The organism is Peribacillus sp. NPDC097675 (assembly GCF_050277655.1).
Taxonomy (GTDB): Bacteria; Bacillota; Bacilli; order Bacillales; family DSM-1321; genus Peribacillus.
Window position 1 is genome coordinate 132,738 of the sequence record NZ_JBNNSK010000011.1, and the last position, 18,637, is coordinate 151,374.

At 39.4% G+C, this 18,637-nt stretch carries 20 protein-coding genes and 1 riboswitch; of the genes, 11 read left to right on the forward strand and 9 right to left on the reverse strand.

Translation table 11 applies throughout. From position 1 onward, the window contains the following. Window positions 1-166 precede the first annotated feature (166 nt). Window positions 167-799 (forward strand): superoxide dismutase family protein, encoded by a 633-nt coding sequence (locus ACQKL5_RS16765; RefSeq protein ID WP_427610024.1) that lies wholly within the window; start codon window positions 167-169, stop codon window positions 797-799. A gap of 240 nt (window positions 800-1,039) precedes the next feature. Here ACQKL5_RS16765 and ACQKL5_RS16770 read toward each other — a convergent pair whose 3' ends face one another. Next, window positions 1,040-2,005, reverse strand: a complete 966-nt coding sequence (locus tag ACQKL5_RS16770) for a rhodanese-related sulfurtransferase (RefSeq protein ID WP_427610025.1) — start codon at window positions 2,003-2,005, stop codon at window positions 1,040-1,042. Between the two features lie 158 nt (window positions 2,006-2,163). Here ACQKL5_RS16770 and ACQKL5_RS16775 point away from each other — a divergent pair, with 158 nt between their 5' ends. From ACQKL5_RS16775 to ACQKL5_RS16785, 3 genes are read left to right on the forward strand one after another with little or no spacing between them, the layout of a single operon-like run. After that, the gene (locus tag ACQKL5_RS16775) at window positions 2,164-3,171 is read left to right on the forward strand and encodes a nitronate monooxygenase (protein ID WP_427610103.1); all 1,008 of its coding nucleotides are present in this window, start codon (window positions 2,164-2,166) and stop codon (window positions 3,169-3,171) included. A gap of 2 nt (window positions 3,172-3,173) precedes the next feature. After that, window positions 3,174-3,635, forward strand: a complete 462-nt coding sequence (locus ACQKL5_RS16780; RefSeq protein WP_427610026.1) for a GNAT family N-acetyltransferase — start codon at window positions 3,174-3,176, stop codon at window positions 3,633-3,635. A 39-nt stretch (window positions 3,636-3,674) separates the two neighbouring features. Next, window positions 3,675-3,839, forward strand: coding sequence for a hypothetical protein (locus ACQKL5_RS16785; protein ID WP_427610027.1), 165 nt, complete (start codon window positions 3,675-3,677; stop codon window positions 3,837-3,839). A gap of 42 nt (window positions 3,840-3,881) precedes the next feature. Here the strand turns inward: ACQKL5_RS16785 and ACQKL5_RS16790 are convergent, their stop codons facing one another. Next, entirely contained in the window at window positions 3,882-4,460 is a 579-nt protein-coding gene (locus ACQKL5_RS16790; RefSeq protein WP_427610029.1) for a GNAT family N-acetyltransferase, read from the reverse strand. A 107-nt stretch (window positions 4,461-4,567) separates the two neighbouring features. Here ACQKL5_RS16790 and ACQKL5_RS16795 point away from each other — a divergent pair, with 107 nt between their 5' ends. Next, window positions 4,568-5,953, forward strand: a complete 1,386-nt coding sequence (locus ACQKL5_RS16795; protein WP_427610030.1) for a PLP-dependent aminotransferase family protein — start codon at window positions 4,568-4,570, stop codon at window positions 5,951-5,953. Between the two features lie 11 nt (window positions 5,954-5,964). Here ACQKL5_RS16795 and ACQKL5_RS16800 read toward each other — a convergent pair whose 3' ends face one another. Next, window positions 5,965-6,387, reverse strand: coding sequence for a MarR family winged helix-turn-helix transcriptional regulator (locus ACQKL5_RS16800; RefSeq protein WP_402963822.1), 423 nt, complete (start codon window positions 6,385-6,387; stop codon window positions 5,965-5,967). Window positions 6,388-6,704: 317 nt separating this feature from the next. Continuing rightward, window positions 6,705-6,908, reverse strand: a complete 204-nt coding sequence (locus ACQKL5_RS16805; RefSeq protein WP_427610031.1) for a hypothetical protein — start codon at window positions 6,906-6,908, stop codon at window positions 6,705-6,707. Between the two features lie 122 nt (window positions 6,909-7,030). Between ACQKL5_RS16805 and ytvI the strand changes: the two genes are divergently transcribed. After that, window positions 7,031-8,077, forward strand: a complete 1,047-nt coding sequence (ytvI, locus tag ACQKL5_RS16810; protein WP_427610032.1) for a sporulation integral membrane protein YtvI — start codon at window positions 7,031-7,033, stop codon at window positions 8,075-8,077. Window positions 8,078-8,443: 366 nt separating this feature from the next. Here ytvI and ACQKL5_RS16815 read toward each other — a convergent pair whose 3' ends face one another. Then, window positions 8,444-9,796: a hemolysin family protein gene (locus tag ACQKL5_RS16815; protein ID WP_427610034.1), complete on the reverse strand. Its 1,353-nt coding sequence runs from the start codon at window positions 9,794-9,796 to the stop codon at window positions 8,444-8,446. A gap of 603 nt (window positions 9,797-10,399) precedes the next feature. On the opposite strand from ACQKL5_RS16815, the gene ACQKL5_RS16820 reads away from it, so the two are divergent. The 3 genes from ACQKL5_RS16820 to ACQKL5_RS16830 all read left to right on the forward strand — a co-directional run bounded on the left by ACQKL5_RS16820 (window position 10,400) and on the right by ACQKL5_RS16830 (window position 12,056). After that, window positions 10,400-10,975: a YitT family protein gene (locus tag ACQKL5_RS16820; protein ID WP_427610035.1), complete on the forward strand. Its 576-nt coding sequence runs from the start codon at window positions 10,400-10,402 to the stop codon at window positions 10,973-10,975. A gap of 88 nt (window positions 10,976-11,063) precedes the next feature. Further along, complete coding sequence (locus tag ACQKL5_RS16825; protein WP_427610037.1) at window positions 11,064-11,777, forward strand: FixH family protein; 714 nt, start codon at window positions 11,064-11,066, stop codon at window positions 11,775-11,777. Window positions 11,778-11,882: 105 nt separating this feature from the next. Further along, on the forward strand, window positions 11,883-12,056 hold the full coding sequence (locus ACQKL5_RS16830) for an Lmo0850 family protein (protein ID WP_427610038.1): 174 nt from the start codon (window positions 11,883-11,885) through the stop codon (window positions 12,054-12,056). Window positions 12,057-12,149: 93 nt separating this feature from the next. Here the strand turns inward: ACQKL5_RS16830 and ACQKL5_RS16835 are convergent, their stop codons facing one another. Next, window positions 12,150-12,896 carry a phosphotransferase gene (locus ACQKL5_RS16835; protein WP_427610039.1) on the reverse strand — a complete coding sequence of 249 codons (747 nt, stop codon included), beginning with the start codon at window positions 12,894-12,896 and terminating at the stop codon, window positions 12,150-12,152. A 245-nt stretch (window positions 12,897-13,141) separates the two neighbouring features. Between ACQKL5_RS16835 and ACQKL5_RS16840 the strand changes: the two genes are divergently transcribed. Next, window positions 13,142-13,777, forward strand: coding sequence for a DedA family protein (locus tag ACQKL5_RS16840; RefSeq protein ID WP_427610104.1), 636 nt, complete (start codon window positions 13,142-13,144; stop codon window positions 13,775-13,777). Window positions 13,778-13,818: 41 nt separating this feature from the next. On the opposite strand, the gene ACQKL5_RS16845 is transcribed toward ACQKL5_RS16840, so the two are convergent. The 3 genes from ACQKL5_RS16845 to ACQKL5_RS16855 form a co-directional block, all read right to left on the reverse strand. Further along, complete coding sequence (locus ACQKL5_RS16845; protein ID WP_427610040.1) at window positions 13,819-15,150, reverse strand: hemolysin family protein; 1,332 nt, start codon at window positions 15,148-15,150, stop codon at window positions 13,819-13,821. 232 nt (window positions 15,151-15,382) lie between these two features. Beyond that, the gene (locus tag ACQKL5_RS16850) at window positions 15,383-16,504 is read right to left on the reverse strand and encodes an ATP-binding protein (RefSeq protein WP_427610041.1); all 1,122 of its coding nucleotides are present in this window, start codon (window positions 16,502-16,504) and stop codon (window positions 15,383-15,385) included. 207 nt (window positions 16,505-16,711) lie between these two features. Further along, window positions 16,712-17,599 (reverse strand): cation diffusion facilitator family transporter, encoded by an 888-nt coding sequence (locus ACQKL5_RS16855; protein ID WP_427610042.1) that lies wholly within the window; start codon window positions 17,597-17,599, stop codon window positions 16,712-16,714. 249 nt (window positions 17,600-17,848) lie between these two features. After that, window positions 17,849-17,951, forward strand: a riboswitch (TPP riboswitch). A gap of 100 nt (window positions 17,952-18,051) precedes the next feature. On the opposite strand from ACQKL5_RS16855, the gene thiT reads away from it, so the two are divergent. Next, window positions 18,052-18,633 carry an energy-coupled thiamine transporter ThiT gene (thiT, locus tag ACQKL5_RS16860; RefSeq protein WP_427610043.1) on the forward strand — a complete coding sequence of 194 codons (582 nt, stop codon included), beginning with the start codon at window positions 18,052-18,054 and terminating at the stop codon, window positions 18,631-18,633. Window positions 18,634-18,637 lie beyond the last annotated feature (4 nt).

Consider the following 18,637-nt stretch of genomic DNA (forward strand, 5'->3'; position numbering starts at 1 on the left):
AAGTCTAATAAACTATGTATTGAAATTTTTTACTGTAATAGTAGTAAGGGAGTACTATACATGCATAATCTAATTCCCTATTTTTCCCTCTCTCCGTTTACACTTTCAATATAGTGGAAATGATTAATAAGACTATACATAATAAATGAGAGAGAGGGAATGGACAATGAACTATAAGCAAAAGTTGATGATACCTATGTGCGCTGCCTTTTTATTGTATGGATGCAATTCAAAAGATAATTCAACGGATACTGATAAAAACGCAGATGATGCAAGACCCGTACAAGGCCTACAAACAGAGGTGGATCCTCAAGCAAAGGCGGAAGTCAAAGATACCGAGGGTAAAACATTAGGTACTGTCAATTTTTCCGCGGAAGAGAATTCGGTCTTGATTGAGGCGTCCCTAGAAGGTTTAGAACCAGGTTATCACGGCTTCCATGTTCATGAAAATGCTTCGTGTGAATCAGATGCAAAGGAAGGTCCTTTCACGACTGCTGGGGGTCACTACAATCCAACGGATGAAACGCACTCCAAACATGCCGGTGATATGCTTCCCCTGTTTGCTAAAGATGATGGAACGGCCAAATATACAGCCACGTTGGATAACGTGACGGTGGAGCAACTGAAGCAAGAAAAGCTGTCAGTCATCGTACATGCAAATCCGGACAACTTTGCCAATATCCCTGACCATTATGAAGCGGATGGAGAAAAGGGACCGAATGAAGCCACGTTGAAAACGGGCGATGCTGGTGACAGGCAAGCCTGTGGGATTGTAGTTAGTGTTGATGAAAAAAAATAAGCATATGAGCAAATAAAATAGAGTAAATGGGGCGGCCAAATTGGGCCGCCTTTTACTAGTAGTCAGCGATTATGGATGTTTCGACCAAAAGGTCATACCGGAATGGCGAATATAGCTTCAAAATGGTCTTAAAAAAAGGTTTTTCTATTTTGATATAGAAGTAAGGAGGAGGGGGAAGAAAAAACAAGTAGAAAAAACCCGAATAGGAACATAGATCTCCTAATTCGGGTTTGCAAGGTCTTATTCTGCTGTAGTAGGTTCTTTAATAAGTTGCAGTCGTTCTGCCACTTCTTCTTCAGATAAGTTATGCTCGACCACATAGCGGTTACGAGGGTGGACCCGGCATTCGTGGGAACAGCTGCGTAAATGCTTGTGCTCGTTTTCTTCACTGCAAAGAATCTTCTTGTTACATTCCGGGTTCGCGCAGTTTACATAGCGTTCACATGGTTCGCCAGAGTATATATCCCGGCCGACAATGACATGTTCCTTTTGATTAATTGGAACGGCAATTCTTTGATCGAATACATACATTTGGCCATCCCAAAGATCGCCTTGGACCTCAGGGTCCTTTCCGTACGTTGCGATTCCGCCGTGAAGCTGGCTGACATCTTCAAAGCCTTCTTTGACAAGCCATCCGGAGAATTTCTCGCAACGGATTCCGCCTGTACAATACGTAAGAATTTTTTTACCTTCAAACATCTCTTTATTCTCACGTACCCATTCCGGAAGCTCGCGGAAATTCGTGATATCGGGCTTGATTGCGCCGCGGAAGTGACCTAAATCAAATTCATAGTCATTTCTCGCATCAAGTACGACTGTATTTTCATCTTGCATTTGCTCATAAAATTCTTTTGGGCTTAAATAATTCCCTGTTGTCTGGTTTGGATCGACGTCATCCTCCAATCGAAGTGTAACCAGTTCATTTTTTGGACGGACATGCATTTTTTTGAAAGCATGGCCATCAGCTTCATCGATTTTATAGACCATATCGGCAAAGCGAGGATCGCTTTTCATCATGTCCATGTATTTGTTGGTTTGTTCGATTGTACCTGAAACCGTACCGTTGATTCCTTCTTGTGCAACTAGAATCCGGCCTTTCAGCTCAAGTTCTTTACAAGCCGCAAGATGTTCCGCAGCGAACTCCACGTGGTTCTCGATCGGTGTATACAAATAATACAGTAAAACTCTATATGGTTTTGTTTCCATTTATTAACTACCACCTATGTTTTATATTTGCAAGATATAAAGGGTGATCATTTAAGACACTTTTTCTCTTACAGACAATCATTATACCAAGAAAACATAACTTTGATAAGTGAATGATGAAAAATGAAAGGGGATGAGCAAAAGTGCTTCAAAATTTAATGGAATATCCCATCATACAAGCTCCCATGGCTGGAGGGGCATCCACCCCAATGCTTGCAGCTACGGTATGTAATGCAGGAGGAATAGGATTTCTCGCGGCCGGTTATAAAACTTCAGATGAAATGAGAAGTGAAATAGAAGAGACCCAGCGATTGACCGATCGGCCTTTTGGCGTAAATGTTTTTGTTCCAAGTAAAGAGGTTGTGGATGAAGCCATATTATCCGCCTATCGGGAAAAAATACAAAAAGAGGCAGAGAGTGTCGGGGTTTCAGTAGGACAAGCCATTATCGATGATGATGACTGGGGCAGTAAAATAACCACGTTAAAGGAACTGAGTGTCGCGATAGTGAGTTTCACGTTCGGGTGTCCTGAATCACGCATAATCAAGGAACTCCAAGATGCAGGTTCGCTTGTTGCCATATCGGTAACCAACCTGGATGAAGCACGAATCGCGGTTACGGCGGGAGCGGATATTCTTTGTGCACAAGGAATTGAGGCCGGAGGGCATCGAGCAAGTTTCGAAAATCAGACAGAAGGTGATCAAGGTCTTTTAGAATTGGTCGGGATGATCAAAAAAGAATTAAACGTTCCGATGATTGCCGCAGGTGGATTGATGGATGGCAAAGACATCACTGCAGTACTTGCCGCAGGTGCAGTGGCGGCACAACTGGGCACCGCTTTTCTACGGTGTCCGGAAAGTGGCGCCAGCCCCGCTCATAAGGCAGCTCTTTATGATCCCCGGTTTACTAAAACGGCGATCACCCGCGCATTTAGCGGTCGCCGGGCAAGAGGGTTGGTGAATCGCTTCTTAGCAGAATATGACAAGGACGCCCCGCGCGCCTATCCTTATGTTCATCACATGACGAAACAAATGCGGAAGGTGGCAGGGCAGAAAGAACAACCTGAATTGATGGCTCTTTGGGCAGGTCAAGGGTACAGGCGAAGTAGAGAGCTTCCTGCTTCGCAATTGATGGGAAAATTACTAGAGGAAATGAGAAGTGAATGAATATGGAGGTTAGACTTTTATACCCGAATGAGATACCGCCAATGGATTTGCTGCTACTTGCCGATCCTTCAAGAGAGTTGGTCGAGGCCTATTTGCAAAGGGGTACATGCTTTGTAGCTGAGATGGACGGGCAAATGATCGGTGTGTATGTTTTGTTGGAATTAACCGCTGAAACAGTGGAAATCGTCAACGTTGCTGTTGCGGAACAATACCAAGGCAAAGGCCTAGGGAAACAATTGGTCAACCATGCGATTCGCCATGCTAAATCACTTGGGTATGTCACAATTGAGATTGGTACCGGTAATTCGGGAATAGGGCAGCTTGCCCTTTATCAAAAATGTGGATTTAGAATAACGGCAATCGATCAAGATTTTTTCACGAGGAATTATCCGGAAGCCATATATGAAAATGGAATCCAGTGCCGGGATATGATTCGTTTATCTCAAACCATCGGGATAAAATAAGCCAACTGTGCTTCATCATATTGGTATGGGGGGAATACCATGTTCTTGGGAGATACGATTTATCTTTTATTTGCGTTTCTTATGCCACTTTTTTTCGCTATTATCGTGTTTATATTCATTCGGTCCACTAAAAAGCAGAATGAAGCTTTAAAGCATAGGGAGAAGGAGATGATGGAATTTCATAAAGAATCGTCTGGAAAATAATTTTAAATGGAGAGTGTCCAAATGAGTGGACACTCTCTTTACTCATCTTTTCAGAAATCCTTCCAACCTCTGCTTCACAGCCGGCCATTCTTCTTGGAGAATGCTATAAACCATGGTGTTTCTGACTCTACCATCTTTCAGTTTCCTATCTTTGCGTAACATTCCCTCTTCAAGAGCTCCAAGCCTTGTTATGGCCGCACGTGATTTACGGTTCAATTCATCCGTCCTGAATTCGACCCGGTTCATCTGCCATGTTTCAAAGGCATGCTGTAAAAGCAGAAATTTACATTCGGTGTTGACGGCGGTCCTCCATTTGGAAGGATGATACCAAGTTGATCCGATTTCTACTGTCTGGTTGTCGAATTGGATATCCCTTAGAGAGGTGCTTCCAATGACCGAACCAGTCAAAGAATCGATTACGACAAAAGGATAGTGCTGTTTCTTCTCCCTCGCTAAAATACCTTCTTGTACAAAGTCTACAGCGTCTTGATGCGACAAAATCTTCGTGGCGCTCCACACCCAGATTTCTGTGGGGAGAGAGGCTGTGTAAATCGGTTCAATATGTTTTTCCGTCATGGGTATCAGTGACACGTATTTCCCGGTTAATTCAATTGACTTCATGCCAACTCCTCCTAATACTTGATATCTTGATTATAGAAATAATCTGGTTCTGTAATAAGGACCAGAACTGGTATAATTTATGGGACCAGTATAAAGGAGTGTATCCGATGTTTGAAATCACTTTTCATCTTAAAAAAACAAAAAATGTACCGTTATATGCTCAGTTGTATGATTACTTTAAAGTGGAAATCCAGAATGGACAAATAAAGGCTGGAATGAAATTACCTTCTAAACGAAGATTAGCCGCTCACTTTGGTATTGGTTTGAATACCGTGGATACAGCTTATCAACAGTTAATCGCGGAAGGATATGTGGAGAGCCGTGTGAGAAAAGGATATTTCGTAGCGGATATGGATCCCATTTTTCCTATTATGGAGCAAGCAACCACTCCAAAGTTAGCTTCCCAAAGGGAAACGAACATGATAGATTTCAATCATGGCAATGTGGATACGGATTCCTTTCCGCATTCCGTGTGGAAAAAGTGTCTAAATAAAACACTATATCTTCAGGAAAGAGAGATGTTCATCAGTGGCGACCCTCAAGGGGAGATAGGGCTCCGAGCCGAAATTGCCGATTACCTATTTCAGTCAAGAGGGGTTAGATGTGTCCCTGATCAAATCATCTTGGGGGCAGGTACACAGTATATGATTCACCTTCTAAGGCTCCTTCTCGGTAAGGAGCGTGTATTTGGGCTGGAAGACCCTGGATTCCATCGGGTAAGGGAGGTATTGAAAGTGGAGGGAGCTGAAGTGAGATTCATTCCATGTGATGAAAGAGGGTTAAAGGTGGAGTCCTTAAAGGAAAGTCATGCGGATATTGCCTATGTCACACCTTCCCATCAATTCCCTTTAGGAATGATCATGCCCATTTCACGAAGGGTGGAATTATTAAAATGGGCTAAGGAGTCCGATGGCTATATTATTGAAGATGACTATGATGGGGAATTCCGACATGAAGGCAAACCTATTCCATCCTTGCAAGGCCTGGATGCTTGTGGAAGGGTCATTTATTTAGGGACATTTTCTAAATCCTTGATTCCTACGATTAGAGCAGGTTATATGGTTCTTCCCCCTGAGTTAATCAAGATCTATCACGAGAAATTGCAAGGATACAAACAGACCATTTCCAAAATGATTCAAGAAACGGTCTGTCTTTTTATGAAAGGTGGCCATTGGGAACGGCACCTGAATAGAATGAGAATACTGTACCGAAAAAAGAATCAGGTGTTACTTGCTGCACTGGAAGAAACTTTCCCTGATGGTATTACAGTAATAGGTGAGAAGTCGGGATTACATGTTCTATTGCAAGTTTCCCTTAATAAATCTGAAACCGAACTCATTCAATCCGCTGCAAAAGAAGGGGTGAAAGTGTATCCGACTTCGGTATATCATTCCAAGAAAGTTAACAAACCGACTATCCTAATGGGATATGGAGGCTTACCCGAAAGGAAAATCAAAGAAGGGATTTCCCTTTTGAAAAAAGCATGGCTATAGCTAAAAAACAATTAAGCTCTAATATTATTAAGTATTTTAAGCAAAGTTTGAAAAAATAAATCCTGTTCTTCCTCGGAAATGCCTTCTAAGGCTTTTCCTTCTATTTTATCGGCAATTTTCATGCATTTCATATGTACTTCTTTTCCTCTGGCTGTCAGTTCAATGCGTTTTTCCTCTTCGTCTTTTCCAGGCACTTGCTTAATCAAATGATTCTCTTCCATGCTGTTCACGGAACGGGTAATGATAACACTACCAACATCCAAGTAATTGGATATGTCATTAATGGTTGTATATCCGCAGTTCTTTAAATAATTCAAAATTGTCCATTGGTTATGGTAAATGTTAAGACTTGTGATTTGTTCATTCATATTTTTTACGATTGATCTAGATAATTGTAAGTGTTGATGAAATAGTTGATTTTGTTTTGTTGTCATATAATTCTCCTTCATAATGAGCAGCCACTTCATTATAATTTATAAATGGTAAAAGTCTATGATAAAGAAAAATTCATTCGACTCATTATACTCGCATCGGATTTTATCTTACAAGACATGTAAGGGAGTATCCTAACTTTTCTTATACTTTGTGACTAAATGAACATAAACAAATATCGAAAAGAGGATGGCACTTTGTATTATACGACAAACATGAGGGAATTTTAAGTGGTCTTTCAAAGTATGGGGAATTTTGTTCAACTCTCTCATAAACAATATCAGCCTAAAAAAACCAGCGATGAGCTGGTTTTTTAGGGCTAGATTCTTTCGCTTGCGGACCGATGCTTGGTTTCTTCTTTATTTCGTTCTTCTTCGTGTTCGTATTTAATATCTTCTAGTGGCAAATCGTCAATGGGCATCACAATTTGATCACGTTCTAGCTGTTTTTCTTGGCTTTTTTTAAATGCCTTGGATTTATCATTACGTTCTTGTAAAATTTTATCTTTGTCTTGGTTATCCATTAACAATCCCTCCGTCTCTTTGCCTGTCTTTTCCCTTTAATTGAGAAAATAAAACGTGTACACGAAATATATGGGGAATTGCTTCATAAATATAGGAGAATAAGGCAAGGAGGGTGTGGTGATTGAAGATCGCTTTATTTTTTCGTTGGTTTTGGAGGATGGCTATCCTTTTCGGAATTATATTTTTAATTCCTTATTCGTGGGCACTGATTTTCGCTTTAGTGACTGCAATCATGTTAGATGGATTAGTCAACTTCATTAGCAAATGGTTAAAGTTACATCGCTTATGGGGCGTATTAATAACGTTTATTATTTATGTAGGTGGCGTTATCGGCTTGATTTATTTCTTGCTTTCCGTTTTAATCAAACGAATCATTATCCATTCGGAAATATTACCAAGTGTAATCAGGGAAATATACCTGACGGCGATATTACCTGTCATTAGGCAATGGGAGCAATACTCACAAACGTTGCCATCCAACCTTATTCAGTCAATTGAACTTACCATGGAAAGAGGAGTTATAGCTCTTGAAGGGTTTACGAAGGATTTCGTCCAAGACATGGTTCAATTCGTTACGCTCATTCCCGCTTTTTTTATAGATTTCTTAATCTATTTAATCGCTTTGTTCTTAATCAGCTTAGAGCTTCCCCTATTGAAGAAAAAGTTAGTCTCATTTCTAAAGGAATCAACATACCAAAAGATCACCATGGTTTATCAAGATCTTAGTATGGCAGCGGTCGGATTCATTAGGGCCCAAATAGTCTTGAGTCTATTCACGTTCTTGATGGCCTATTCGGGATTATGGTTATTACATGTGAAATACACCTTTATTTTGGCCCTTTTAATTGTCATGGTAGATATTCTCCCAATATTGGGAACGGGGTCCGTGCTCGTGCCTTGGGCTATTATCGTGTGGTCGCAGGGTAACCCCCACCTTGGCATAGGGTTACTAATCTTGTTCCTGGTCATTACGGTTGTCAGAAGAATCATCGAGCCTAAGATATATTCAGCAAATATGGGGCTAACCCCATTAGCTTCCCTTGTCAGCCTTTACTTGGGATTTAAGGTGCTAGGGGTAATCGGTCTTTTCCTCGGTCCTGCTGTTCTTATCGTTTATAATACCTTGAAAAAGGCGGGTGTAATCAAGCTTCAACATTTTAAGATATGAACAGGTGCTAGAAATTTTTAATGGAGTTTACAGAATTGGACATATCTTTGACTGTTTTCCCTTGTCCTTTGCAATGATTGCAGTTCCGTGAAAAAAACTGTAGATAGCGAGTTTTGCCTTTTCCCTTGCATTGCTGGCAAATGGTAATTACTTTCATCAGTCTTCACTCCTTCTTAAAATAGTTTCTTTAACAGTATGAAACAAGGAAGGTAGAACTATACCTCAACCCATACAAATAGGGGAGGAGATTTCATATATAATATGAATTTTTTATGTTACATGTACCAAAAAGGAAGAGAAATCATAGGGGCCCCATGATGTAGTTAGAATAAAACCCCGTCCTAATAACTAGGGCGGGGTATTTTATCAAGAAACGATTTCAGTCTGTGACATTATGGGGAATTCCTTCACTTCTGTTACTGCTTTTACGGGTTTATATATCTCGATATAGCTAATGTGGTGTTCTTCCATTTCCTTGATCTTGAAATGGTAAGGACCATAAGTCAGGATATCCCCTTGTTTGACTTCGTAATTCTCAGTAAGAATCCAGCCACCCATCGTATCGACGTCTTCATCATTAATATCGATTCCCAGTAAATCATTTATTTCACTGATCAATACCTTCGCATCAATAATATAATGATTTTCTTTTACTTTACGAACATCAGGCACTTCATCTAAATCGAATTCATCCCGGATATCCCCGACGATTTCCTCAAGGATATCTTCAACGGTCACCAATCCTGATGTACCGCCATATTCGTCCATGAGGATGGCCATATGAACGCGTTCTTTTTGCATTTTCAAAAGTAAATCGTGAATGGGTATACTATCGATGACGCGAATGATCGGGCGAACATAACGATTGATCGTCGATGTTGCCTGGTTTTTTTTGTCTATCATTTCAGTGAAAAGTTCCTTGATATTGACCAGTCCGATGATATGGTCCTTATCACCATCAATGACTGGATAACGAGTGAAGTTCTCTTCGGATATGATGGAAAAAAATTGTTGTATGGTATCATCTTTAGAAATCGTAGCGATTTCAGTACGAGGGACCATGATTTCCTTCGCTATGCGATCATCAAACTCAAAAATTTTATTCACATATTTAAACTCAGAATGGTTAATTTCGCCACTTTTATAGCTTTCTGAAACAATGATGCGAAGCTCTTCTTCCGTATGAGCCAAGTCATGTTCAGAAACTGCTTTTAATCCAAACATTCTTGTTAGCACTCGTGCAGAGCCATTCAGTATCCAGATGAAGGGATACATGATCTTATTAAAACCAATGAGCGGTTTGGCAATGAACAATGTTACTTGCTCTGCTTTTTGAATGGCCATTGTCTTTGGCGCCAGTTCCCCCACCACTACATGAATGAAGGTAATTAAAGAAAAGGCAATTGCAATTGAAAGGATATGTGAAGCAGATTCAGGAATATTCAATTGAATGAGAAGCGGGCCTAAGATACTTTCTACAGTCGGTTCTCCCAGCCACCCAAGTCCTAATGCGGTAACAGTAATTCCAAGTTGACATGTTGACAAGTATTCATCGAGATTGGATGTGACCATCTTTGCTGATAGGGCATTCGGCTTGCCTTCTTCAATTAATTGATCGATCCTCGTGCTTCTCACTTTAACAATCGCAAACTCCGAAGCTACAAAAAATGCTGTTAAAGCAATTAAAATGGCAATAAGTACCAAGTTTATTATGTCCAAAAAGTCTCCCTTACATCGCCTGTGAGACGAATAAGGAGTCCACCTCCTACATTTTTAAAATATACAAGTATATTTTTTTTGTCGTGCACAAAAGTTAAATACCGTCTGGAGTTGTTACTTAACGTACTTACCTAAACTCCAGTTTTTAATTGTATAGAGTACTAGTATATGTGTTTTAGCGATAAGTAGACGGGATATAGAAGAATTTTGCAAGGTAAATACAAGCAAATTTATTTAGTGCCGTACACTTTTTCGCCAGGCAAAGCCACGTCCGTCCGTCAAAACGAACATTCTTTAATGTCCCATCCAATCACCTCAGTTTAATTGATTTAAATACTTTCATTATAGAAAGAGTTAGCCATACAGTCAAATTGCTTAGAAGACGTAAAATGGTGGATATAGCTTGTAAATGGTTCTTTTATTTCACTATTTAGCGATTTTTGACCAATTCCTTTTCTGTATCCATTATATAATTGAATATTCTGAAAAATAAAGGGCCATTCATATAAAATATAAAAAAGGTAAGTTTCATTAATTTTTAGCGTCTCTATACATAGGATATATGAATTGGACAAGATTATCCATGTTAAAGGATGTGGAATCATGATAATAATGGAAAAGATGGCCGCCATTATGGCTGGAAGTTTGCTCGTAGGCGTTGGAATCAACTTTTTCCTCATCCCTTATCACTTATTGGATGGTGGAATGATTGGAATTGGTTTAATCATTCATTATTTTCTAGGGCTTCCAACTGGGCTAGGGGTGATTTTAAGTAGTATTCCCTTATATATATATGCATGGTACTACGAGAAAAAACTATTTCTTAACAGTTTGCATGGCCTACTTTTTTCTTCGTTATGTATCGATATTTTTTCTGAAGCTGTCATTGAATGGAATATCCCCATCTTTATAAGTGCCATAATCGGAGGTGGATTAATCGGACTTGGAGTCGGGCTCATGCTTCGATATGGAACCTCGACCGGTGGGACGGATATGCTAGCACAAATCATTTCGAGCAAAAGCGGGCTAAATGCCGGTGTGTTAATTTTCTTTATTGATGGATGTGTCCTCCTGGTTGGGTTAAGTGTGGTGGATTGGGCAATATTTTTTTATTCATTTTTGACCATCACCGCGGTGGCCATGCTGACTTCTGTGACCGTAATGCGGACGGCCACTTAATGACATGTATATAAATCGGTTAGTTGGGAAGGATGGGGAATAAATCGGCCGGCTTATCGGTTTAATAGGAAGAAGAGGGAATTTTTCAATGAAGAAATTTTATCTATGTGCTGTATTAATGTTAGCGTTAGCTGGATGTCAGGAAAACGAAAAACCGGAAGATGAAGAAGTGAGCAATATCATCCCAGATACGATGGAAGCTACCATTGCCGTCAAAGGAACTCTGGTTTCCGGTAAAGAGGTCATTCTAGAAACGACAGTGAAAGAAGGAAGTCATCTTGTAAACGAAACGGACGAGGTCCTTTTTGAAGTGAGAAAATCCGGACAGGATAAACGTGAAATGTTAGAGACAAAGAATACGGGAAGCGGGACCTATCAAGTGATGCACACCTTTGGAAAAGAAGGGAAGTATCATGTCATTGCCCACGTAACAGCCAAAGGCCAGCATGTGATGCCTGAAAAGGAAATTGTCATAACGGACAATGAGAGTGAAGGCGCAGCGGTCCATCCAAGGGCAGATGTTTTAATCGAGTTTCATAGCAACCCGGTAACGGCTGGAAATAGTTCGACTTTTGAAGCAAAAGTACATAAGGATGGAAAGCCCTTGACGGATGCAGATGTTCATTTTGAGGTGTGGAAAGATGGCAGTGACGAAAGTCAATTCACGAACACAAAAGAGGGAGAAAATGGGAAGTATCTAAATAAAGTATCTTTTGACGAAACAGGAACCTATAAGGTCCAAGTGCATGTGGAAAAAGAAGAAGTCCATGAACATCAGCTTCAAACGATACAGGTTAATTGAACTGGTAATATAAACCTTTTGGTGGGGATTTCTCTAGAGAGGTTTTAGCCCATCCTTTAATGGGAACGTAAAGGATAACGAATATAGCAGGAAGGGAGAGTAAGCATGAACAATGAAATAATCAACAAGTACAAAAATCTAGGAGTCCATATTAAAAAAACGAAATCACGTCAGGAGATCTTCACGAATATTTCACAAACTGATTCATCCTTACTCGCCTTACAGTCCACAGTGGTTTTTTCTCAATATGTTCAAAAAATGGAAATGAAAGAATGTTAATCAGAAGGAGACCGGGAAATACGAGCTGGTCTTTTTTTGTGTGAAGTATTAAAAGACCCTGAATAGTAAGCAGAGTTTCTTCTTGGAAAATTATTAAGGGCAATAGTGATTGATTATATCCATAAGGCGTTCGGGTTTTTCTGAAGATACATTTTCAGATAATCTTGCCCCCGCAATGATTGGGGCCCACTGAAGAATTTCGTCCATGAATAATCCACTTTTCTCACAATAAAGTCGTAAATACAAATCAGCTAATTCAGTAGAGAGTTGCGAATACAAAAGATACGTCCTATAAATGTCCGCACGTATATCTCCCGAACTGGAATCTACCCAATCGATAATCGTAACTTCTTGGTTATTTGCCATAATCAAATTAAATAGATGAAAGTCTCCATGACAAAGCCTATTCGTATATGTAATAGATTCCAACTTATTTAGTAAAAAGGCCTTTTTTCTTTTATCAAGACTCTGAACAGATTCAATTTGACGGCATAATTTTTCAGACATTGGCTCAAAAGAATCTACGATAAGGGTATGGACTTTTTGTTGAACATCAATGGCTATGTTCATGTAATATTCTGCTTGTTTGTTTTTAAGAAATAAGTCTCCTAAGGTTCTTCCCTCAATATATTCCATTACGATTGCTTGTTTTCTATCTATTTTCGTGACATTCAATACTTTAGGAACAGCAAGCCCACAAGAATATGCAAAATTTTGCTTATAGGCTTCATATGAAGATTCTGTATCCGGCAAATACTCATGAAAAACCTTGATGATTTGATTTTTATAAAGATATATTTTTGCCGTATTGCCTGTGGCTATCGGTTTCCCCAAATTCATATGTTATCGCTCCCCTATATAAACGTTTGACCCTGAAAATACGTTTGGTAAATTATAGCATATTTCGTTGTTTAGTTTTATTTTATAAAAGGCGATCGATCATGATTGTATTGTTATCGAAATAAAATGATATCCAATAGTCAGCTATTCCTCCTTCTGAAAAATTGAATAGAACGGTTTCTCTTGCAATAGGATAGAAGGACAACCGTGTCAAAATTAGCCGGTAAAGGGAGTATAATAACATGATGTCAGAGCTTATCATGAGAATTCTGAATTGGTTTGCGGAAATGGGGTATATAGGTATTTTATTGGGGTTGATGGTGGAAGTCATCCCTAGTGAACTTGTACTTGGATATGGTGGTTATTTAGTCGGAATGGGTAGGATGAACTTTCTTTTGGCAGTTATTGCAGGTGTGGTGGGAGGTACAATCGCCCAATTATTTCTCTATTGGGCTGGTTATTATGGAGGTCGGACATTTCTTTTAAAGTATGGAAAATATATATTCATTAAAGAAACGCACATCGTAATGGCTGAAGAATGGTTCCAACGATATGGGGTGGGGGTGGTATTCACGGCCCGCTTCATTCCGGTCGTCCGCCATGCCATTTCGATTCCGGCTGGAATCGCCCGGATGTCCGCGTGGAAATTCACTTTCTATACGGTAGCGGCGGTCATTCCCTGGACCATATTATTCCTCTCACTAGGACGGATACTAGGGGAGAATTGGCAACAAATTAGAGAAATCACTACGCCTTACTTAATCCCCGTGGCAGGTTTTTCATTCGTTTTGATCATGTTGTATATCATTTGGAAGAGAAAGAGCCCACCGCCAATCGTCACAGTCAAAAAGGTGAGGCATTTCCCTGATAAAAGAACATAAAAAAGATGGCCCTGATATGTATGGGCCACCTTTTTTTTGCCTTAATCTTGTGGAAGGTTTTCCTCAAGCGTTAGTTGCTCCACTTTTTTTGTCACTTCTATAAATCGGATGGCGTGTTCATCCATCTCGATTACCTTGAAGCAGAACCCGTCTTTTTCCATGATATCACCGACGATTACATCATAGTTCTCCGTTAAGATCCAACCACCGATAGTATCGACATCTTCTTCATCAAGGTGAATTCCGAGTAAATCATTTACATCCTTTACGAGAAGTTTGGAGTCCAGGATATAGTGACCATCCTTGATTTTGCGTATGGAAGCCACTTCATCGATATCAAATTCATCTCGTATTTCACCGACGATTTCCTCGAGGATATCTTCAACGGTTACGAGGCCGGATGTACCACCATATTCATCCATCAATATGGCCATATGAATCCGTTCTTTTTGCATTCTTAGCAATAAAGTATGAATCGGAATGTTTTCCATGACCCGAATGATTGGTCGAGTGTAATCTTCAATCGTTTTAGAATGGATATTTCGGTTTTTGATAAGATCCGAAAAAACTTCTTTCAAATTGACTAAGCCGATGACATGGTCTTTATCACCCTCGACAACTGGGTAGCGTGTGTACTTTTCCATTTTTGCAACATCAACGAAGCCCTGAACCGTCTCATCCTTAGAGATGGTCAGGATTTCCGTTCTTGGAACCATGATTTCTTTGGCCACTCGATCATCGAAATCAAATATATTGCTTACATATTTAAATTCAGATTGATTGATTTCCCCGCTTTTATAACTATCCGATAAGATGAAACGTAATTCTTCTTCCGTATGTGCCAGTTCACTTTCAGAAGCAGCTTTGAAACCAAATAATCCAACAACGAAGCGAGATGAATGGTTCAAAATCCAGATGAATGGAAACGCGATTTTATGGAAGAAAATCAAAGGTTTGGCGATGGCTAAGGCAACCTCTTCCGCCTTTTGGATGGCAACAGTTTTAGGAGCCAGTTCACCAACAACGACATTCAAGAAAGTCATCAAGGAAAATGCGATAATAAATGATAGCACACCTGTTACATTTTCTGGAATGTGTAACAGATTGAATAAAGGTTCAATCAATTTAAAGATTGTTGGTTGTCCAAGCCACCCAAGTCCTAGGGCAGTCACTGTAATGCCGAGCTGTGTTGCCGATAGGTATTCATCGAGATCCGATGTCACTTTTTTAGCGGCTAAAGCTTTTTTATTTCCTTCTTCTATTAACTGATCAATTCGTGAACTTCTAACCCGAATGATGGAAAATTCGGAAGCAACGAAGAAAGCGGTTAAAGCAATTAAGATTATGACTAAGGCTAAACTAAATATGTCCAATAGTGAGGGATTAAATTAAACCGTTCAGTTTGCTAAACGATGAATTATCCCAGTCACCTCCCAAAAACAAATATGAATGAGATGTATAATTGTTTATAAAAAAGTAGATACAATTATATTGCTAAAATGATTTTTTCGTACAATTATGCATTTCACCTAATTATAGTATAAGGAACTGTAAGGGAATCAGTCAAAAATTACATACGACTTTCCTTGATTTGGTGATTTTACCTTATGCTTTAGTTTTTACGTGTATGGTAAAAGTAGTTAAGAAGTCTGTTGAATGGCAAGTCAAGGTGCCTTGATGCTTCAAGATGATCTCTTTACAAACAAAAAGTCCTAACCCAGTGCCCCTCTTTTTAGTTGTGATAAATGGTTCAAAGATGTTAGGAAGAACCTCATCAGGTATTTTTGGTCCGTTATTGGAAATATTCAAGGTTAGGAAACCGGATGATACCGATCCTGAAATGTCTATGGTTGGTTGCTGCAATTCGGCTACCACATCTAGCGCATTTAATATGATATTAAGCAATACTTGTCTGAATTCCTCTTTAGAACCGACGATTTCGACATCCTCATCGATCTTACAGGAGATGTAAGCGTTCGCTTCTAAAATGCTAGGATATAGGAATTCCATCACTTCATCTACTAAGGAAGCGATTGGAAATACTTCATTTTGTGAAGTTTCCGTTTCCTTCTTGGAAAGATTAAGAAACTGTGTAATCCGATAATTAAGTTGGTCTAATTCTTTTGAAATAATGTCCAAATATTTGATGTCAGGCTGTTCGGCTTGCAGCAGTTGAACGAAACCCATTATCGAAGTGAGGGGATTCCTAAATTCATGGACAAAGCTCGATGTCATTTGGCCTAAAAGTGTCAAGCGGTCTTTATGATTAGGATTGATAAGCTGATATTGCTTCGCAACCTGCTTCGTTTTTAAATCAGTGAAACTGGTTAGGGCAAAATAAATGACTTTATCGAAATATGAATTCACCTGATGGATAACGGCAGATATTTCTCCTTTAACGACCTCATACTTTAGAAATTGATCGATGATGATAGACCTTCCAATCGAGGTTATAGAAAAGAAAATATCCATATTTAAATGCTGTTTGACTCGGTTAGCAGAAATTTTTTCTCCTAAATCCTTTAATAACTCATCGAAGTTAGTATCTGTTTCTTTTAGTTGTTTCATCAGTGAATTTAAGATTTTTTCTATGTCTTCTTCAAAATAGTCTATATAACTATCCGGTAAATGTTTCAAGCGCTCTTTCCATTCGGTAAGGATAGTAGTTTTATGAGAAGATAGGAAGTGAAGAGTCATTTCTCGATTCAATACCATTTTGCCCTCCATCGTGTAGGAAAATGAATTTTTTTACTTTATTATGAATTAATTTGAATATAATTCCAAAACTTATATACGTTTTTAATAATACCAGATTAAAAGCTTTCTTTAAATACTCATTTAATGGGGGATATGTGCAGGAGTTTCGCGGTTATTATTAATTGTAGGTAAATAACGTAAAAATAAGGTTTTGTATATTAAAAAAGGTACCGCAAATTATTGACGGGTACCTTTTTTTTGAAATACATATGGTTCAATATGAACGATGACATGTTTAATGCCATGTTCCTTTAGAAGGTTTTCTTCCACCTTCACAGTGATATCGTGACTTTGGATGACGGTCAAAAGCGGATTGACATGAACGGTAGCTTCGACAAGGATTTCATTTCCATGCATTCGAGCTTTAATTTCACTCATGTCTTTCACACCATCCGTTAGCTCGATGGTTTGACCGATTTGTTGTAGATGTTGCTCATCGAACCCATCCGTCAAAGAGAGTGAAGCGGCATGGAAAATGTCCCAAGCGGTTTTACAAATCATCAAACCCACCACCAATGCCGCGACGGCATCTAACCATGAAATTCCGATTGTGCTCCCGATGATACCTATGAAAGCGCCGATACTAACCAAAGCATCCGAACGATTATCCTGTGCAACAGCATGAATGGAAGCACTTTTTGTCTTTTTGCTCAATGCTAAATTGTAGCGATAGATTCCGTACATGAAGATGGCGGAGAATAAAGCGACGTAAGCAGTAAACATATCGGGTACAACTGACGTATCCTGTGAGAAGAAAGATTCAATGGCACTGTATATGACCTGTAGGCCAACCGTGATCATAATGAAGGCAGCAACCAATGAAGCTACGGTTTCAGCTCTCAGATGACCGTATGAATGATTATCATCAGGTGGTCTTTTCGATATTTTTAAACCTACTAATACAGCAACAGAGGCAATGATATCGGTTGTGTTATTTAATCCATCTGCCCAAAGCCCCTTGGAGTCACCAAAATAACCAAATGTTAATTTGAGGGCTGACAAGAATATATATGCGGCAATACTGATATAGGCTCCCTTTTCAGCAGAAATTGAATGTTTATCCATGTCTTTTCCCCCTCGTGCAAAATAGCCTTAATAAAGATATCAAATCTAACCGTAGTGAGTCTATAGAAAAATTGTCGTCTTAATCCATCTAACTTGGTTTATGCCATGTGTATTGAAGGTATGTAAAGAAGTTGGTTATGTGAAAAAATATAACCAATAAAAGGGAAGGTGGAAAAGGATTCTTTGCATTTATTTACTTGTTATTTATAGAAACTAGTAGTATATTCTAACCGAGGATTAAAAATTAAATACTTCCACAAGGGGAGCCAAGTTGGCTGAGAGTGAACGTTTGAGTTCAGACCCTATGAACCTGTTAGTTAGTACTAGCGTAGGGATGTGGTTTTGGATAGCAATACTGGGCATCCATTACCGCCCTGGTGTTGCTTTTTTGTATGCAAAAAAAAGCAACACGGGAACTCATGGGCACTTTTGCACGTGGAGAAGGGTGAGAGATGATGAAGCATAAAACATTATTCATGACCGAGGTTGCCATTTTTTCTGCATTGGCATTACTGCTGGATTTAGTCTCCGGCTTCGTTTTTGCAAGGATTTGGCCGCAGGGGGGATCGATTTCCATTGCCATGGTGCCCATTTTTTTAATGGGCTATCGCTGGGGGATCAAGGGCGGAATGGCAACCGGTTTATTATTGGGACTTTTGCAGTTAGTCACTACGCCGGTCCAAATCATGACACCGCTTCAGGGATTCATAGATTACTTCCTTGCCTTTACCGTCGTAGGAATTTCTGGATTATTCATGAATGGATTCGTGAATAATTATAAAGAGGAAAACCGTTTGAAAGCGAAATTATTTGGAATAGGCGGCATGTTCGTGGGCAGTTTTCTGAGGTTTATCTGTCATTTTACATCAGGTATCGTTTTCTTTGGTAAATATGCGCCAGAAGGACAGCCAGTCGTTCTTTATTCATTAATCTACAATGGGACATATATGCTGATTAGTTTTATCTTATCTGCGGTCGTGATAATGGTGCTTTATTCGGCTGCTTCAAATGTTTTAATCAAAAAAGCCTATTAAGGTA

Excerpts from the sequence above, each read along its gene's own strand:
- ACQKL5_RS16765 (WP_427610024.1), top strand. The coding sequence starts at position 167 with ATGAACTATAAGCAAAAGTTGATGATACCTATGTGCGCTGCCTTTTTA.
- ACQKL5_RS16770 (WP_427610025.1), bottom strand. The coding sequence starts at position 2,005 with ATGGAAACAAAACCATATAGAGTTTTACTGTATTATTTGTATACACCG.
- ACQKL5_RS16775 (WP_427610103.1), top strand. The coding sequence starts at position 2,164 with ATGGAATATCCCATCATACAAGCTCCCATGGCTGGAGGGGCATCCACC.
- ACQKL5_RS16780 (WP_427610026.1), top strand. The coding sequence starts at position 3,174 with ATGGAGGTTAGACTTTTATACCCGAATGAGATACCGCCAATGGATTTG.
- ACQKL5_RS16785 (WP_427610027.1), top strand. The coding sequence starts at position 3,675 with ATGTTCTTGGGAGATACGATTTATCTTTTATTTGCGTTTCTTATGCCA.
- ACQKL5_RS16790 (WP_427610029.1), bottom strand. The coding sequence starts at position 4,460 with ATGAAGTCAATTGAATTAACCGGGAAATACGTGTCACTGATACCCATG.
- ACQKL5_RS16795 (WP_427610030.1), top strand. The coding sequence starts at position 4,568 with ATGTTTGAAATCACTTTTCATCTTAAAAAAACAAAAAATGTACCGTTA.
- ACQKL5_RS16800 (WP_402963822.1), bottom strand. The coding sequence starts at position 6,387 with ATGACAACAAAACAAAATCAACTATTTCATCAACACTTACAATTATCT.
- ACQKL5_RS16805 (WP_427610031.1), bottom strand. The coding sequence starts at position 6,908 with ATGGATAACCAAGACAAAGATAAAATTTTACAAGAACGTAATGATAAA.
- ACQKL5_RS16820 (WP_427610035.1), top strand. The coding sequence starts at position 10,400 with ATGATAATAATGGAAAAGATGGCCGCCATTATGGCTGGAAGTTTGCTC.
- ACQKL5_RS16825 (WP_427610037.1), top strand. The coding sequence starts at position 11,064 with ATGAAGAAATTTTATCTATGTGCTGTATTAATGTTAGCGTTAGCTGGA.
- ACQKL5_RS16830 (WP_427610038.1), top strand. The coding sequence starts at position 11,883 with ATGAACAATGAAATAATCAACAAGTACAAAAATCTAGGAGTCCATATT.
- ACQKL5_RS16835 (WP_427610039.1), bottom strand. The coding sequence starts at position 12,896 with ATGAATTTGGGGAAACCGATAGCCACAGGCAATACGGCAAAAATATAT.
- ACQKL5_RS16840 (WP_427610104.1), top strand. The coding sequence starts at position 13,142 with ATGTCAGAGCTTATCATGAGAATTCTGAATTGGTTTGCGGAAATGGGG.
- ACQKL5_RS16850 (WP_427610041.1), bottom strand. The coding sequence starts at position 16,504 with ATGGAGGGCAAAATGGTATTGAATCGAGAAATGACTCTTCACTTCCTA.
- ACQKL5_RS16855 (WP_427610042.1), bottom strand. The coding sequence starts at position 17,599 with ATGGATAAACATTCAATTTCTGCTGAAAAGGGAGCCTATATCAGTATT.
- thiT (WP_427610043.1), top strand. The coding sequence starts at position 18,052 with ATGATGAAGCATAAAACATTATTCATGACCGAGGTTGCCATTTTTTCT.